Genomic DNA, 16668 nt, shown 5'->3' on the forward strand with positions numbered 1-16668 from the left:
TGCCTCGAGGACCACATTGCCTCGAGGACCACATTGCCTCGAGGACCACATTGCCTCGAGGACCACACACACTTCGCACGCGGATACGGGTGAGGGGCCGACGCTCTGAGCGTCGGCCCCTCACCCGTATCCGCTGTATGTTCCGCCGGTCAGCCTCGCTGCCGGGACGGGCGGCGCAGGAGTCCTGCCCATCGCTCCAGACCCCACCCGCGCACGCCCCAGCGGTCCGTGAACGCCGTCCAGCGCTCCGATGCGACCCAGACCACCCGGACGGTCGAGCGGGGCAGCAGGAGGGCCCTCAGCCTCGTTCCTCGGCTCACTCCTGCACTCAGCCCCGCCCTGATCCGCTCGGCGTCGTCGGCAAGCCCCGAGCCCGGCTTGGGCTCCGGCGCGTACAGCACCTGCTCCACCGCTCCAGCCATCCGGTGCACCGAGTTCGCTGCCTCGCCCTCCAGGCTGCCCAGCCGGACGATCCGGGCGGCGGCCTTGCGCGGCGTCTGGGACTCGTCCGGCAGGATGCCGTGGTCCCAGGCCGTGTCGGAGACCTCCAGCCAGGCGGCCAGCGTCCGGGCCGAGGCGTCCGCCGGCGTGCGCCCGCCGGAGCTCAGCCGCCGTGCGCGGATTCTCATCCGCCACAGCATCGGCAGCAGAGGAACCACGATCACCGCCAGCACCCCCAGGCCCACTCCCAGCACGCTCTTCAGCGAGACGCCGGAGTCGGTCGGCGGCTGCAGGTCCTGCGGCACGGCCGCACCGCAGTCGCCGAGCCGCCTCGCCTGGGGCGGGCAGCTGTCCGAGACGGACGGGGCCGCACTGGGCGCGTCCGACGCGGTCGCCTCGGGCGCCGCCGGGTTGCTCGGGCCGCCGGACGGCGACTCGGCCCGCGTGTAGTCGGGCACGCTGCCCCGGTTGGGCGTCGGCTCGAAGCGGGTCCACCCCATGCCCTCGAAGTACAGCTCGGGCCAGGCGTGTGCATCGCGCAGTCCGACCGACATGGTGCCGTCGGCGCGCGGGGTGCCCGGGGTGAAGCCCACGGCGACCCGGGCCGGTATGCCCAGCGTCCTGGCCATCGAGGCCATCGAGAACGAGAAGTGGACGCAGAAGCCTTCCTTCTGCTCCAGGAATTTGGTGATCGCGGCAACGCCCGTGCCGGAATCGACCTGGGTGTCGTAGGTGAAGCCGCCGTCGACGGCGAACCAGTCCTGCAGCTTCACCGCCCGCTCGTAGTCGTTCGCGGCGCCCTTGGTCACCCGCTCCGCGGTCTCCTTGACCACGTCGGGCAGCACCTCGGGCACCTTCGTGTACTCGCGCCGCAGCGCGGCGGGCGCGGGCGACGCAGACGCCAGCTGGTCCGCGCTCGGCTTCAGCAGGTAGCTGCTGACGGAGTACTGCGCGCCCTGGGTGGTCTGGCGCCGGTCGCCGACCAGGGTCCGGCCCTCGGGCTCGAAGCGCCAGTCGCCCTTGATGTCGACCTTGGTCGCCGGGTACGGCATCGGCAGCCAGCTCTGCCGGTAGGAGCCGGCGGCCGAGATGTTCGTCTTGAGCTCGGTGGCGCTGACCGAGGGGCTCAGTCCCTCCGGCTGCGGCAGCCGCTCCGGCACGTCCGTGACCTTGCGCTCCGAGGACTTCCAGGACGTCCCGTCGAACTGGTCGAGCGCGACGATCCGCAGATACATGTCCTTGGTGTCGGTGGCGTTGGTGCGATAGCGGATGACCTCGCGGTCCTCGGGCTGGTTCAGGCTCTCCTGCAACGAGACCAGCGGGTTCACCGCGGAAATGGTGCCGCCGCCGGGGCCGACGCCCGTTCCGCTGCCGGTGCTCTCCAGCAGACCGCCGTTCAGCGCCGGCAGCGCCGCCGGGACCACGAGCGCGACGCCGAGCGCGAGTACGCCGATGCGGCGGCCGGTGCGGACCGGTGCCAGGGGATTGCCGCCCGGCGGCACATAGCCTCCGGTGGTACGGCCCTGCGGCGGCGACGCGCCGCCGAAGACCCGGCCCCACTGCGAGAGCCTGTCCCGGCCCTCGGCCAGCAGGAGCAGCAGATATCCGGAGGCCGCGAGCAGGAACCACAGCCAGCTCGCGCCGCCGCCGGACAGACCGGCGGCGACCGAGTAGAGCGCCAGCAGGGGCAGTCCGGCCGGGGCCGCGCTGCGGAACGTCACCGCGAGCGCGTCCACCGTGAGCCCGATCAGCAGCACGCCGCCGACCACCATGAGGCGGATGCCGTCCGTCGCCGGCGCCGGGATCGCGTACCGCCCGACGTCCTCGCCGCCGGCGTTGAGCAACTGGCCGAACTGCTGGAACGCCTCGGGCCCCGGCAGAATCCCGAGCAGTGCCTGCCCCCGGGCGAAGACCACGGTGAGCAGCAGCAGCCCGACGACCGCCTGCACTGCCACCGTCAGCGGCCGGGCCAGCGGCACCCGCCGCGCCAGCGCGCCGACGCCGCTCTGGATCGCCAGCAGGAACGCCGCCTGCACCATCCAGCCGACCGAGTCGATCAGCGGCAGCATCGCGCTCGCCGCCAGCAGCGTGGCGGCGTAGGCGCACAGCGCCAGCCGTGCACGTCCGCTCATGACCAACCCCCGCTCATGACCAACCCCCAGAGAAACCGTTCGTACTGCTGCCGGTGGACTCAGTGCGGTCCCGGCCGGCCTGCTGCCACAGCGTGGACATCGGCGTCGCGGGTGGCACGGCCAGTGCCGTCCAGCCGGCCTCACGCAGCAGCCGCAGCCGGTCCTCGACCGCCCCGGGCACCGCGCCGCCCGTCACCCAGGTCTCGCTGTCCAGGACGAAGGCGACGGCGGCCCCGCTGCGCTGCCGCATCCGGGCCGCGAGCCCCGCCTGCTCCTCGTCGAGGTCGCCGAAGAAGGCGACCAGCAGCCCTTCGTTCCCACCGCGCAATACGTCGTACGAGGGGGAGAGCCCGCCGCCGTCGGAGTGGTCGACGACCGCGAGCGTGTCCATCATCAGACCCGCGGAGTCCGCGGACTCCTGGGTCGAACCGGCGAAGCCGTCGGCGCCCTCACCGGGCACCGAGCTTCCGGTGTCGGTCAACAGCCGTACGGCGAAGCCCCGTTCCAGCATGTGCACCAGCGCGGAGGCCGCGCCCGAGACCGCCCACTCGAAGGCCGAGTCGGGGCCCGAGCCCTGATAGGCGGTCCGCCGGGTGTCCAGCAGCACCGTGCATCTGGCCCGCTGCGGCTGCTCCTCGCGGCGCACCATCAGCTCGCCGTAGCGCGCGGTGGAGCGCCAGTGCACCCGGCGCAGGTCGTCGCCGTAGCGGTAGTTGCGCGGGATCACGTCGTCGTCGCCGGCCAGCGCCAGCGAGCGCTGCCGCCCGTCGCCGTACCCCGCGGCCTCGCCGGCGAGCCGCACCGGCGGCAGCGCCTCGGTCCGGGGTATGACCGTGAGCGTGTCGAACGCGCTGAAGGAGCGCGTCAGTTCGCACAGTCCGAACGGGTCGCTCAGCCGCAGCTGAAGCGGTCCCAGCGGATAGCGCCCGCGCAGATCCGACCGCACCCGGTACGAGACCTCGCGCCGCCCGCCCGCCTCCACCCGGTCCAGTACGAACCGGGGCCGGGGCCCCAGCACGTACGGCACGTGGTCCTGGAGCATCAGCAGCCCGGTGGGCAGCCGCGACACATTGTCCATCCGCAGATGCACCCGCGCCTCGGACCCGGCGGGCACCCGCGACGGCGAGAGCCGTCTGCTGCCCGCGACCCGGTAGCGGGTGCGGTAGAGGACGGCCACACAGACCAGCGGCAGCACGGCGAGCAGCAGGCCCACCCGCAGCAGGTCGCCCTGCCCGAGGACATAGGCGCACACCGCGGCGGCCACGCCCGCCGCGAGGAAGGAGCGGCCGCGCGTGGTCAGCCCGCCGAGGGCCGCCCGCAGTCCGCCCGCGTCCTTGGCAGACTTGCCTTCCGCGGCGGCGGGGTCCCCGGCCGACATCACAACCGCCGTGCGCCGGGCTGCTGGCCGTAGAGCGGCGGCTGGGTCGGACGGCCCGCGACATACGCGGTCTCCGAGCCCGAGGCCGTCGGCACGGGTGTGCGCTGGAGGATCTCCAGCACGACCTGCTCGGCCGTGCGGCGGTTCAGCTGGGCCTGAGCGGTGGGCAGCAGTCGGTGCGCCAGCACTTGCACCACGAGTGCCTGGACGTCGTCCGGCAGGGCGTACTCCCGGCCGTTCAGCGCGGCGGCGGCCTTGGCGGCACGCAGCAGATGCAGGGTGGCGCGCGGCGATGCGCCGAGTCTGAGGTCCGGGTGGTTGCGCGTCGCGGCCACCAGCTCCACGGCATAACGCCGCACCGAGTCGGCGACATGGACACCGCGCACGGCGTCGATGAGCTTCACGATGTCGTGCGCGTGCGCCACCGGCTGCAGATCGTCGAGCGGTGAGACGCCGCCGTGCACATCGAGCATCTGCAGCTCGGCGTCCGCGCTCGGGTAACCGATCGACACCCTGGCCATGAAGCGGTCGCGCTGTGCCTCCGGGAGCGGGTACGTGCCCTCCATCTCGACCGGGTTCTGCGTGGCCACCACCATGAAGGGGCTCGGCAGCTCGTACGTGTTGCCGTCGATGGTGACCTGGCGCTCCTCCATCGACTCCAGCAGCGCCGACTGCGTCTTCGGCGACGCGCGGTTGATCTCGTCGCCGATCACGATCTGCGCGAAGATCGCGCCCGGTTTGAACTCGAAGTCGCGCTGCTGCTGGTCGAAGATCGACACCCCGGTGATGTCGGACGGCAGCAGGTCAGGCGTGAACTGGATCCGTCGCACCGAACAGTCGATGGATCGCGCCAGCGCCTTGGCCAGCATCGTCTTGCCCACGCCCGGCACATCCTCGATGAGCAGATGTCCCTCGGCGAGCAGCACTGTCAGCGAAAGCCGTACGACCTCAGGCTTGCCCTCGATCACACCCTCCACCGACCCGCGGACACGATCCGCTGTGGTGGTCAGATCTGTGAGGCTCGCTCGATCGTCATAGGTCGTCACCCGGCCCTCCTCGGCCCGTTCTACGGGCCGATGCGTTTCAGACGGCCCGGCCCACCCCAAATCACGAACACCATCCCCGGAAGGTTCCGGATCGATGTCCCACACGCATTCTTGTTGCCGTTACCGCGTCGTGTCACTCGCCTGTGGATAAGTGGGAGGGATTTGCCGGGTTTGCTACGTTTCTCTCAGTGTTCGGCTGGTCACACGGCGGGATCGATTTCCCTCAACAGCCCCTGAGTCACATCAAAAACGAAGCCGCGGACATCGTCGATGTGCGGGAGGAAGGGCGATGTCCGCACCCGCTGCATCGACTGACGCACATCCTGGTCCACGTCCCGGAACGCCTCGACCGCCCACGGCGGCCGCTGCCCCACCTCGTCCTCCAGCTCGTGCCGGAAGTCCTCGGTCAGTGACTCCAGACCGCAGTTCGTGTGGTGGATGAGTATGACGCTGCGCGTGCCGAGCGCGCGCTGGCTGATGGTCAGCGACCGGATCACGTCGTCCGTGACCACGCCGCCGGCGTTGCGGATCGTATGGCAGTCGCCCAGCGCCAGGCCGAGCGCGTCGTGCAGGTCGAGCCGGGCGTCCATGCAGGCCACGACGGCCACATGGAGAACCGGGCGAGCGTCCATTCCCGGGTCCTGGAAGCCGGCTGCGTAGCGCAGATTCGCTTCGACGAGGCGATCGGTGACCGTGCCGCCCGAGCGCGCTGCTTCGGGGTGGTGGTGCGCGGAAGTCGACATGATGTCGACGGTAATGGTCACAGGCCGCCGAGGCCTGCTGTGAGACGGGACAAAGAACATCAATGAGGCTTGTTGTGAGCTAACCCACAGGTGTGATGCGGTCACGCCCGTACAGGTGAATCCTCCGCTCCTGCGGGCTCTCCTTCATGTCCCGCGCGACGCGCCAGCCGGTTGATTGACCGGAAGGACCAGTGGACTAAAGTGACGCGCAGTTCACGGACACATCCCGTACATCCTGCAACTTTTCGCTGTTTTCCCCGCGTGTGCGGCGTCTGAGCGGGCGGGGACCCGGCAGTACGTACATCCGCGCCGGACCTGAGAGGGCGCATTGAGCCACACCCGACACGTCCCGGTCATGCTCCAGCGGTGCCTGGACCTGTTGGCACCAGCCCTGGAGCAGCCCGGCGCCGTTGTCGTCGACTGCACTCTCGGCCTCGGCGGACACAGCGAGGCGCTGCTCACGCGGTTCCCCGAGGCGCGCCTGGTCGCGCTCGACCGGGACAAGGAGGCGCTGCGGCTGTCGGGCGAGCGGCTCGCGCCATTCGGCGACCGCGCCACCCTGGTGCACGCCGTCTACGACGAACTGCCCGAGGTCCTTGAGCGGCTGGGCATCCCGAAGGTCCAGGGCATCCTGTTCGACCTCGGCGTCTCCTCCATGCAGCTCGACGAGGCCGACCGCGGATTCGCCTACGCCCAGGACGCGCCCCTCGACATGCGGATGGACCAGACGACCGGCATGAGCGCCGCCGAGGTCCTCAACACCTATCCGCCCGGTGAACTGGTGCGGATCCTGCGCATGTACGGCGAGGAGAAGCAGGCCAAGCGGATCGTCTCGGCCGTCGTACGGGAACGGGCGAAGGAGCCCTTCACCAACAGCGCCCGGCTCGTCGAACTGATCCGTGACGCGCTCCCGCAGGCCGCCAAGCGCACCGGCGGCAACCCCGCCAAGCGCACCTTCCAGGCCCTGCGCATCGAGGTCAACGGCGAGCTGTCCGTACTGGAGAACGCCATCCCCGCCGCGGTCGGGACGCTCGCCGTCGGCGGGCGGATCGCCGTGCTGTCGTACCACTCGCTCGAGGACCGGCTCGTCAAGCAGGTCTTCGCGGCGGGCGCGGCCAATACGGCGCCGCCCGGCCTGCCCGTCGTCCCCGAGGAGTACCAGCCGCGGCTGAAGCTGCTGACCCGCGGCGCGGAACTGCCGACCGAGGAAGAGGTGGCCGAGAACCGCAGAGCGGCGCCCGCGCGTCTGAGGGGAGCACAGCGCATCCGGGAGGACGTCAAGTGAACGGGAGGACGCGGTGAGCACGGCGGCCAAACAGCTGAAGGGGCGTGCGGCCCGGCTCGCGCGCCTGATGCCGGCGGGGCCGAGCACGGCCGCCCGCACCCCGTTCGTGCTGCTGGTCGTGGTGCTCCTCGGCGGCGGCCTGATCACGCTGCTGCTGCTGAACTCCGCACTCAACCAAGGCTCGTTCGAGCTGAGCGAGCTCAAGCGGAAGACCACCGGACTCACCGACGAGCAGCAGGCCCTGCAACGGGACGTGGACAACTACTCCGCACCCGACGCGCTGGAGCGGCGGGCCCGGCAGCTCGGCATGGTGCCCGGCGGCAACCCCGCCTTCATCGACCCGGACGGCACGGTCCGCGGCGTTCCGGGCCGGGCCACCGCACTGCCCTCGTCGGAGCCGACTCCGCGGGAAGCCCAGCAGCCCCCGGCGCCGACCACGACCGCCTCTCCCGCAGCGCCCACTCCGACCGCGAAGCCGACCCCGACGAATCCCGGCAGGTGACGCAGTGCCGCCCAAGCAACCTCCGCGCCGCCGGGTGCCCGGCCCCGCCCGGCGGCCGTCCGTACGACCCGCGTCCCGCCGCCCCCGCCCCGGCCCGCGCACCATCAGACTCGGCAGCCCCCGTCCGCGGCTGCGCCTGGTCAGCCTCGGCCTGACCCTGGTGATGCTGGCCTTCGTCGTACGCCTTCTCCAGGTACAGGCCGTCGACGCCAGCGCGTACGCCGCCAAGGCGGAGAAGAATCGCTACCTCAGCCATGTGCTCACCGCGGAGCGCGGGCAGATCACCGACCGGGCCGGTATCGCGCTCGCCACCACCGTCGACGCGTACGACATCATCGCCGACCCGCAGTTGTTCACGCCGAAGGAGAGCAAGTCTCCGAACGCCCCCGAACAGGCGGCAGCGCTGCTCGCTCCGATCCTCGGCGAGGACGCCAACAAGCTCGCCACCAAGCTCAAGGCCAAGTCCCGCTACACCGTGCTGTCCCGCCGCCAGACCCCGCAGGTCTGGAACCAGATCAAGGACCTCAAGGGCGTCTTCGCCGAGAAGGCCGCGGCCGACAAGCGCAAGGGCGGCCCCGGCGCCAATGTCCTTCTCGGCGTCTTCCAGGAGCCCAGCAGCAAACGCGTCTACCCGAACGGCGATCTCGCCGCCGGGATACTGGGTTACGTCAACGCCGACGGCCGCGGAGGCGGCGGCATCGAGTCCATGTTCGACAAGCCGCTCGCCGGCGAGGACGGAAAGATCACCTACGCGCAGTCCGGCGGCCGCCGGGTGCCGACCGCGGGCTCCCGTGAGACCCCCGCCGTCCCCGGCTCCGACATCGAGCTCACCATCGACCGCGACATCCAGTGGGCCGCTCAGCGCGCCATCACCGAGCAGGTCAAGAAGTCCAAGGCCGACCGCGGGTACGTGATAGTGCAGGACACCCAGACCGGCGAGGTCCTCGCCATGGCCAACGCGCCCGGCTTCGACCCCAACGACCTCTCCCAGGCCAACTCCGCCGCCATGGGCAACGCCGCGCTCCAGGACGCGTACGAGCCCGGCTCCACCGCCAAGGTGCTGTCCATGGCCGCCGTACTGGAGGAGAAGGCCGCCGTGCCCGGCACCCATGTCGTGGTCCCCAACCGGCTGCACCGCGGCGACCGGCTCTTCAAGGACGACATCGACCACCCGACCTGGTACCTCACGCTCAACGGCGTGCTCGCCAAGTCGTCCAACATCGGCACCATCCTGGCGACCGGCCAGCTCGGCAAGACACAGCCGCAGGCCAACGCGGTGCTGTACTCCTACCTGCGCAAGTTCGGCCTGGGCAGTCCCAGCGGCATCGGCTATCCCGGCGAGACGCCCGGCATCCTCGCCAAGCCGCAGGACTGGTCCACCTCGCAGCAGTACACGATCCCGTTCGGCCAGGGCCTGTCCCTCAGCGCCATGCAGGCGGCCTCCGTCTACTCGACGATCGCCAACGGCGGCGTACGCGTCGAGCCCACCCTCGTCCGCGGCACCAAGGGCCCCGACGGCCGCTTCACGCCGGCCGCCGCACCCAAGAAGACCCGGGTCGTCAGCGAGCAGACCGCCAGGACCCTGGCCACCATGCTGGAGTCGGTCGTCGGCGACGAGGAAGGCACCGGCACCAAGGCCCGTATCCCGGGCTACCGCGTCGCCGGCAAGACCGGCACCGCCAACCGCGTCGACCCGGAGCTCGGCCGCTACCGCGGCTACACCGCGTCCTTCGCCGGATTCGCACCCGCCGACAAGCCCCGGATCACCGTCTACTGCGCCATCCAGAACCCCACCAAGGGCAGCTACTTCGGCGGCCAGATCTGCGGCCCGATCTACCAGAAGGTCATGCAGTTCGCCCTGAAGACCCTGCAGGTGGCACCGACCGGCAACGAGCCCGCCCGGCTGCCCGTCGCCTTCAAGCCCGGCGAATGATCCGGAGGAACCCGCCAGTGACAACGATCACCTCCGATTCCGGGAACCACGCGCAGCCCGCCCCCTCATTTCGCACCGGGCAGGGTGCGCCCGGTACGCTCACCGCCGTGCCACAAGCTGATCAGTACCGAACCACCCAGCAGGACGCCCCGCCGAAGCAGCCGGGAGCGCCCCGTCCGGACCGGCCTCGCCCGACACCGCTCGGCGAGCTGGCCGAGCGGCTGGGGGTGAGGGCACGGATTCCCGAAGGAGGCACGGGCGAGGTCACCGGGATCACCCACGACTCGCGTGCGGTACGGCCCGGTGATGTGTACGCCGCGCTGCCCGGCGCCCGCTTCCACGGCGCCGACTTCGCCGCACAGGCCGCGGACCTCGGCGCTGCCGCGGTCCTCACCGACCCGGCGGGCGCCGAACGCGCCGCGGCGACCGGCCTGCCGGTCCTGGTCACCGAAAACCCCCGCGGCCGCATGGGCGAGCTCGCCGCCGAGATCTACGGACACCCCGGCAGCGATCTGCTCCAGATCGGCATCACCGGCACTTCCGGCAAGACGACCTCGGCCTACCTCGTCGAAGGCGGTCTCAGGGCAGCGGGCCGCAGCACCGGCCTCATCGGCACGGTCGAGATGCGGATCGGCGACGAGCGCATCAAGTCCGAACGTACGACTCCGGAAGCCACCGACCTCCAGGCCCTGTTCGCGGTCATGCGCGAGCGCGGCGTCGAGGCGGTCGCCATGGAGGTCTCCAGCCACGCGCTGGTGCTCGGCAGGGTCGACGGCTGCGTATTCGACGTCGCCGTCTTCAACAACCTCAGCCCCGAGCACATGGAATTCCACTCCGGCATGGAGGACTACTTCCAGGCGAAGGCGCAGCTGTTCACGCCGCTGCGCAGCAAGCTCGGGGTGGTCAACTTCGACGACGAGTACGGGCGCAGGCTCCTCAAGGAGGCGTCCGTGCCGGTCACCAGCTTCTCGGCCGAGGGCCACCCGGACGCCGACTGGCGCGCCGAGGACGTCGAAGTCACCGCGGTCGGCTCGACGTTCACCGCCGTCGGACCCGGCGGCGAACGCATCCGCGCCGAGGCCCCGCTGCCCGGCCCGTTCAACGTCGCCAACACGCTGGCCGCCGTCGTCACACTCGCCGTCGCCGGGATCGACCCGCAGACCGCCGCCGACGGCATCGCCGCCGTGCCCGGCGTACCGGGCCGCCTCGAGCGGGTGGACGAGGGCCAGCCGTATCTCGCCGTCGTGGACTACGCCCACAAGACCGACGCCGTCGAATCGGTCCTGCGCTCGCTGCGCAAGGTCACCGAGGGCAAGGTGCACATCGTCCTCGGCTGCGGCGGCGACCGCGACCAGACCAAGCGCGGGCCGATGGGCGCCGCCGCGGCCCGGCTCGCCGACACCGCCGTGCTGACCTCCGACAACCCGCGCTCGGAGGACCCGCTGGCGATCCTCGCCGCGATGCTCGCGGGCGCCGCCGAAGTGCCGATCCACGAACGCGGAGACGTCCTCGTCGAGGCCGACCGGGCCGCGGCCATCGCGTCCGCCGTCGCCCGCGCCCAGCCCGGCGACACCGTGCTGATCGCCGGCAAGGGCCACGAGCAGGGCCAGGACATCGCCGGAGTCGTCCGCGCCTTCGACGACCGTCAGGTCCTTCGCGAAGCCATCCGCGCCACCCTTCAGACCACCCGGGGATGACCAAGTGATCGCCCTCTCTCTCGCCGAGATCGCCGAAATCGTCGGCGGGCAGTCGTACGACATACCGGATCCGGATGCCCGGATCACCGGTCCGGTCGTCATCGACTCCCGAGCCGTGCAGCCCGGCTCCCTCTTCGCCGCCTTCGCCGGCGAGCAGGTCGACGGTCACGACTACGCCGAGCGCGCCGTCGCGGCGGGTGCGGCAGCCGTGCTGGCCACCCGCCCCGTCGGCGTACCCGCCGTCGTCGTGCCCGATGTGACCGCCGCGCTCGGCGCACTCGCGCGCCATGTCGTCGAACGCCTCGGCACCACGACCGTCGCGCTCACCGGCTCCGCCGGCAAGACCAGCACCAAGGACCTGATCGCCCAACTCCTTGAGCGCAAAGGCCCGACGGTCTATCCCGCGGGCAATCTGAACAACGAGATCGGCCTGCCGCTGACCGCGCTGCGGGCCGACGAGTCCACCGAGCACCTGGTCCTCGAGATGGGCGCGCGCTACATCGGCGACATCCGCTACCTCACCGGCCTCGTACCGCCGAGGGTCGGACTCGTGCTGAACGTCGGCACCGCCCACATCGGCGAGTTCGGCGGCCGCGAGCAGATCGCCGAGGCCAAGGGCGAGCTCGTCGAGTCGCTGCCCGAGGACGGGATCGCCGCCCTCAACGCCGACGATCCGCTCGTACGCGCCATGGCATCGCGCACCAAGGCCCGGGTGGTCTTCTTCGGAGAGGCCCAGGACGCCGACGTACGTGCCGAGAATGTCCGGCTCACAGAGCAAGGACAACCTGCCTTCACGCTCCACACCCCCACCGGGTGCAGCGACGTGACCATGCGGCTGTACGGTGAGCACCACGTGTCGAACGCGCTCGCCGCGGCCGCCGTCGCCCATGAGCTGGGCATGTCCGTCGACGAGATCGCCCTCGCGCTCTCCGAGGCGGGCACCCTCTCCCGCTGGCGCATGGAGGTCACTGAGCGTCCGGACGGCGTGACGATCGTCAACGACGCCTACAACGCCAACCCCGAGTCCATGAGAGCAGCGCTGCGCGCGCTCGCGGCCATGGGCAAAGGACGGCGGACCTGGGCGGTGCTCGGCCAGATGGCCGAGCTCGGCGACGAAGCGCTCGCCGAGCACGACGCGGTCGGGCGGCTCGCCGTCCGGCTCAACGTCAGCAAGCTTGTCGCAGTCGGGGGCAGGGAAGCGTCCTGGCTTCAACTGGGCGCATATAACGAGGGTTCGTGGGGTGAGGAGTCGGTGCACGTGTCCGACGCACAGGCGGCGGTCGACCTGTTGCAAAGTCAGCTGCGTCCGGGAGACGTCGTGCTGGTGAAGGCTTCCAGGTCGGTCGGTCTCGAACGGGTCGCGCAGGCGCTGCTCGAGAACGCGGCGGCGTCCTCGGATGGGCAGGGTGCCGCCCGATGAGGCAGATCCTCTTCGCGGGAGCCATCGGGCTCTTCCTGACGCTCATCGGCACACCACTGCTGATCAAGCTCCTGGCCCGCAAGGGATACGGGCAGTTCATCCGGGACGACGGCCCGCGCAGCCATGGCAGCAAGAAGGGCACGCCCACCATGGGCGGCATCTCCTTCATCATGGCCACGCTCGTCGCGTACGCGCTCGCCAAGGTGATCACCGGTGAGGACCCGACCTTCTCGGGCGTGCTGGTGCTCTTCCTGATGGCGGGCATGGGCCTGGTCGGCTTCCTCGACGACTACATCAAGATCGTCAAGCAGCGCTCGCTCGGTCTGCGCGCCAAGGCGAAGATGGCCGGACAGCTGATCGTCGGCATCGCCTTCGCCGTGCTGTCGCTGCAGTTCGCCGACAAGCGCGACAACACCCCCGCCTCCACCAAGCTGTCGTTCATCACGGACTTCGGCTGGTCGGTCGGCCCGGTGATCTTCGTCGTCTGGGCGCTGTTCATGATTCTCGCCATGTCCAACGGCGTGAATCTGACGGACGGTCTGGACGGACTCGCCACCGGCGCCTCGGTGATGGTCTTCGGCGCGTACACCTTCATCGGCCTCTGGCAGTTCCAGGAGTCCTGCGCCAACGCGGAGACGCTGACCAACCCCAACGCCTGTTTCGAGGTACGAGATCCGCTCGATCTCGCGGTCGTCGCCTCCGCCCTGATGGGCGCCTGCTTCGGCTTCCTGTGGTGGAACACCTCGCCCGCCAAGATCTTCATGGGCGACACCGGCTCGCTCGCCCTCGGCGGCGCGCTCGCGGGTCTGGCGATCTGCTCCCGTACGGAGCTGCTGCTCGCCCTCCTCGGCGGTCTGTTCGTGATGATCACCATGTCCGTGGTCATCCAGGTCGGCTCCTTCAAGATGACCGGGAAGCGCGTCTTCCGGATGGCACCGCTGCAGCACCACTTCGAACTCAAGGGGTGGTCCGAAGTCCTTGTCGTCGTCCGGTTCTGGATCATCCAGGGCATGTGCGTCATCGTGGGTCTGGGGCTCTTCTACGCGGGCTGGGCGGCCGAGAAGTGAGTACGCAGGACTGGCAGGGCAAGCACGTCACCGTCGCCGGTCTCGGCGTGAGCGGCATCCCCGCCGCGCGCGTACTGCACGGCTTCGGTGCCCTCGTCACGGTCGTCAACGACGGCGACGACGAGCGGGCACGCGCGCAGGCCGCCGAGCTGGAGGCGCTGGGCATCACCGTGCGTCTCGGCGACGGGGCCACCCTGCCGGCGGGCACCGAGCTGGTCGTCACGGCGCCCGGCTGGAAGCCCGACAAGCCGCTCTTCGCGGCCGCCGCCGAGGCCGGAGTCGAGGTCTGGGGCGATGTCGAGCTGGCCTGGCGGCTGCGCGGGCCGGGCGCGGCGCCCTGGCTCGCGGTCACCGGCACCAACGGCAAGACCACGACCGTCCGGATGCTCGCCTCGATCCTGGAGGCGGCCGGCCTGAAGACCGCCGCCGTCGGCAACATCGGCGTCTCGCTGCTGGACGCCGTGCTGGGCGACGAGACGTACGACGTACTCGCGGTCGAACTCTCCAGCTACCAGCTCCACTGGGCGCCCTCGCTGCGCGCCCACTCCGCCGCCGTGCTCAACCTGGCGCCGGACCACATCGACTGGCACGGCTCCATGGAGGCGTACGCCGCCGACAAGGGCCGGATCTACCAGGGCAACACCGTCGCCTGCGTCTACAACGCCGCCGACAAGGCCACCGAGGACCTGGTGCGCGAGGCGGACGTCGAGGAGGGCTGCCGGGCGATCGGCTTCACTCTCGGCACACCCGGACCGTCCCAACTCGGCGTCGTCGACGGGATCCTGGTCGACCGCGCCTTCGTCGACAACCGGCAGCAGCAGGCCCAGGAGCTCGCCGAGGTCGGCGACGTCGACCCGCCGGCCCCGCACAACATCGCCAACGCCCTGGCCGCGGCGGCGCTGGCGCGTGCGTACGGCGTCCCGCCCGCGGCCGTACGGGACGGACTGCGCGCCTTCCGTCCCGACCCGCACCGCATCGAGAAGATCGACGACGTGGCCGGCGTCGCGTACATCGACGACTCCAAGGCCACCAACACCCATGCCGCGGAAGCCTCTCTCGCCGCCTACGACCCGATCGTCTGGATCGCGGGCGGCCTGGCGAAGGGCGCGACCTTCGACGAACTCGTCCAGAAGTCGGCAAAGCGGCTGCGTGGAGTCGTACTTGTCGGCGCGGACCGCGCGCTGATCCACGAAGCCCTCACGCGACACGCGCCCGAGGTCCCGGTCGTCGACCTCGACCGGACAGACACTGGGGCGATGTTGGCGGCGGTCCGCGAAGCGGCGGCGCTCGCCCGGCCGGGAGACACGGTTCTGCTGGCACCGGCCTGCGCGTCCATGGACATGTTCGTCAACTACAACAAGCGAGGCGAGGCGTTCGCGGACGCGGTCCGCGCACTCGCCGCCGAGCGCGCCTGAGCGGCCCGACCCCCGCGCCGTGCCGCGCAGCCCGGGACCGCCCGGAATCCCGGCGGCGCGCCGGGCACGACTGGAGGGGACTGCGACCATGCCGGCCGACGACAATCCGTCCCGACCCGGGACGGATGGCACCGTGCAACGCCTCCGAGCAGGCCTCGCCGACGCGTCCGCCGTCGCCGGAGCCGCGCGATCCGCGCGGCCCGCGACGGCCGCCGGCTGGGCCGCGGGCCTCCGGGGCACCCTCGCGCCCCGGCCCGCACTCGCCGGCCCCGCCGGCCTCGCGCTGCGCAGCCGCGCCGGAGGGGCCGTGCGCCGCCGGCCACCGGCCGCGCGGGGGAGCCTGGGGACCGGCTCGCCCGGGCCGCCCGGCGGCAATGGGGCCCGGCGGCTGTACGAGCGGGTCCGTCGCGCCTGGGACCGGCCGCTGACCGCGTACTACCTGATCCTCGGCAGCAGTCTGCTGATCACCGTGCTCGGGCTCGTGATGGTCTACTCCGCCTCGATGATCAAGGCGCTGGAGCTGTCGCTGCCCGCCTCGTACTTCTTCCGCAAGCAGTTCCTGGCCGCGGTCATCGGCACCGGGCTGCTGCTGCTCGCCTCCCGTATGCCGTCCAAGCTGCACCGGGCGCTGTCGTATCCGCTGCTGATGGGGACCGTCTTCCTGATGGTGCTCGTCCAGATCCCCGGGATAGGGCATGCGGTCAACGGCAACCAGAACTGGATCTATCTCGGCGGGCCGTTCCAGCTCCAGCCCAGTGAGTTCGGCAAGCTCGCGCTGATCCTCTGGGGCGCGGATCTGCTCGCCCGCAAGCAGGACAAGCGGCTGCTGACCCAGTGGAAGCACATGCTGGTGCCGCTCGTCCCGGTCGCCTTCATCCTGCTCGGGCTGATCATGCTCGGCGGCGACATGGGCACGGCGATCATCCTCACCGCGATCCTCTTCGGCCTGCTGTGGCTGGCGGGAGCGCCCACCCGGCTCTTCGCCGGCGTCCTCGCCGTCGCCGGATTCGTCGGGCTGATGCTGATCCGGACAAATGAGAACCGGATGTCGCGGCTGTCCTGCATCGGCGCGATCGACCTCGGGCCCGAGGGCGAGTGCTGGCAGGCCGTGCACGGAATCTATGCTCTTGCCTCGGGCGGATGGTTCGGTTCCGGTCTCGGTGCAAGCGTGGAGAAATGGGGTCAACTCCCCGAACCTCACACCGACTTCATCTTCGCCATCGCAGGGGAGGAACTGGGCCTGGCGGGGACGCTGTCGGTACTCGCTCTGTTCGCGGCTCTAGGCTATGCGGGTATCCGCGTGGCCGGACGCACGGAGGACCCCTTCGTGAGGTACGCGGCGGGAGGTGTGACCACCTGGATCACGGCGCAGGCCGTGGTCAACATCGGTGCGGTGCTCGGTCTGCTGCCGATCGCCGGTGTCCCGCTCCCGCTGTTCTCCTACGGGGGGTCGGCCCTGCTGCCGTCCATGTTCGCTGTCGGGCTGCTGATCGCCTTCGCGCGAGAGGATCCCGCCGCGAAGGCGGCCCTGGCCATGCGGCGGCCACGGGAGAGATGGAAGACAATGAGGCGGCGTGTCAAGAAGCGTCCGTCCGGAGAGCGGTGAATT

The 16668-nt window shown here is 70.8% G+C and carries 12 protein-coding genes; 8 read left to right on the top strand and 4 right to left on the bottom strand.

All coding sequences use genetic code 11. The annotated features are described in order from the left end of the window. Positions 1-149 precede the first annotated feature (149 nt). The 4 genes from ACH4YL_RS29820 to ACH4YL_RS29835 form a co-directional block, all read right to left on the bottom strand. The gene (locus ACH4YL_RS29820) at positions 150-2573 is read right to left on the bottom strand and encodes a DUF3488 and DUF4129 domain-containing transglutaminase family protein (RefSeq protein ID WP_398510549.1); all 2424 of its coding nucleotides are present in this window, start codon (positions 2571-2573) and stop codon (positions 150-152) included. Positions 2574-2586: 13 nt separating this feature from the next. Further along, the gene (locus ACH4YL_RS29825) at positions 2587-3951 is read right to left on the bottom strand and encodes a DUF58 domain-containing protein (protein ID WP_398510550.1); all 1365 of its coding nucleotides are present in this window, start codon (positions 3949-3951) and stop codon (positions 2587-2589) included. Then, a complete protein-coding gene (locus ACH4YL_RS29830) occupies positions 3951-4997 on the bottom strand; it encodes an AAA family ATPase (protein WP_398510551.1) in 1047 nt (348 codons plus the stop codon). Before ACH4YL_RS29830 ends, ACH4YL_RS29825 begins: the two co-directional genes overlap by 1 nt. A gap of 200 nt (positions 4998-5197) precedes the next feature. Further along, the gene (locus ACH4YL_RS29835; protein WP_398510552.1) at positions 5198-5740 is read right to left on the bottom strand and encodes a beta-class carbonic anhydrase; all 543 of its coding nucleotides are present in this window, start codon (positions 5738-5740) and stop codon (positions 5198-5200) included. A gap of 328 nt (positions 5741-6068) precedes the next feature. Here ACH4YL_RS29835 and rsmH point away from each other — a divergent pair, with 328 nt between their 5' ends. From rsmH to ftsW, 8 genes are all read left to right on the top strand, one after another. Beyond that, positions 6069-7025, top strand: coding sequence for a 16S rRNA (cytosine(1402)-N(4))-methyltransferase RsmH (gene rsmH / locus ACH4YL_RS29840; protein ID WP_398510553.1), 957 nt, complete (start codon positions 6069-6071; stop codon positions 7023-7025). A 13-nt stretch (positions 7026-7038) separates the two neighbouring features. Beyond that, a complete protein-coding gene (locus ACH4YL_RS29845; protein WP_398510554.1) occupies positions 7039-7527 on the top strand; it encodes a septum formation initiator family protein in 489 nt (162 codons plus the stop codon). A 4-nt stretch (positions 7528-7531) separates the two neighbouring features. Next, entirely contained in the window at positions 7532-9460 is a 1929-nt protein-coding gene (locus tag ACH4YL_RS29850; RefSeq protein ID WP_398510555.1) for a peptidoglycan D,D-transpeptidase FtsI family protein, read from the top strand. A 17-nt stretch (positions 9461-9477) separates the two neighbouring features. After that, positions 9478-11157 (top strand): UDP-N-acetylmuramoyl-L-alanyl-D-glutamate--2,6-diaminopimelate ligase, encoded by a 1680-nt coding sequence (locus tag ACH4YL_RS29855; protein WP_398510556.1) that lies wholly within the window; start codon positions 9478-9480, stop codon positions 11155-11157. Between the two features lie 4 nt (positions 11158-11161). Next, on the top strand, positions 11162-12577 hold the full coding sequence (gene murF, locus ACH4YL_RS29860; protein ID WP_398510557.1) for a UDP-N-acetylmuramoyl-tripeptide--D-alanyl-D-alanine ligase: 1416 nt from the start codon (positions 11162-11164) through the stop codon (positions 12575-12577). Further along, on the top strand, positions 12574-13644 hold the full coding sequence (mraY, locus tag ACH4YL_RS29865; RefSeq protein ID WP_398510558.1) for a phospho-N-acetylmuramoyl-pentapeptide-transferase: 1071 nt from the start codon (positions 12574-12576) through the stop codon (positions 13642-13644). Before murF ends, mraY begins: the two co-directional genes overlap by 4 nt. After that, complete coding sequence (gene murD, locus ACH4YL_RS29870; protein ID WP_398510559.1) at positions 13641-15059, top strand: UDP-N-acetylmuramoyl-L-alanine--D-glutamate ligase; 1419 nt, start codon at positions 13641-13643, stop codon at positions 15057-15059. The genes mraY and murD overlap by 4 nt, the downstream gene beginning before the upstream one ends. A gap of 88 nt (positions 15060-15147) precedes the next feature. Next, positions 15148-16665 carry a putative lipid II flippase FtsW gene (gene ftsW / locus ACH4YL_RS29875; protein WP_398510560.1) on the top strand — a complete coding sequence of 506 codons (1518 nt, stop codon included), beginning with the start codon at positions 15148-15150 and terminating at the stop codon, positions 16663-16665. The last annotated feature ends 3 nt before the right edge of the window (positions 16666-16668 follow it).

Source organism: Streptomyces sp. NPDC020681 (assembly GCF_044334895.1).
Lineage (GTDB): Bacteria > Actinomycetota > Actinomycetes > Streptomycetales > Streptomycetaceae > Streptomyces.

Coding starts and splice junctions, on each gene's coding strand:
- ACH4YL_RS29820 (WP_398510549.1), bottom strand. CDS start 2,573: ATGAGCGGACGTGCACGGCTGGCGCTGTGCGCCTACGCCGCCACGCTG.
- ACH4YL_RS29825 (WP_398510550.1), bottom strand. CDS start 3,951: ATGTCGGCCGGGGACCCCGCCGCCGCGGAAGGCAAGTCTGCCAAGGAC.
- ACH4YL_RS29835 (WP_398510552.1), bottom strand. CDS start 5,740: ATGTCGACTTCCGCGCACCACCACCCCGAAGCAGCGCGCTCGGGCGGC.
- mraY (WP_398510558.1), top strand. CDS start 12,574: ATGAGGCAGATCCTCTTCGCGGGAGCCATCGGGCTCTTCCTGACGCTC.
- ftsW (WP_398510560.1), top strand. CDS start 15,148: ATGCCGGCCGACGACAATCCGTCCCGACCCGGGACGGATGGCACCGTG.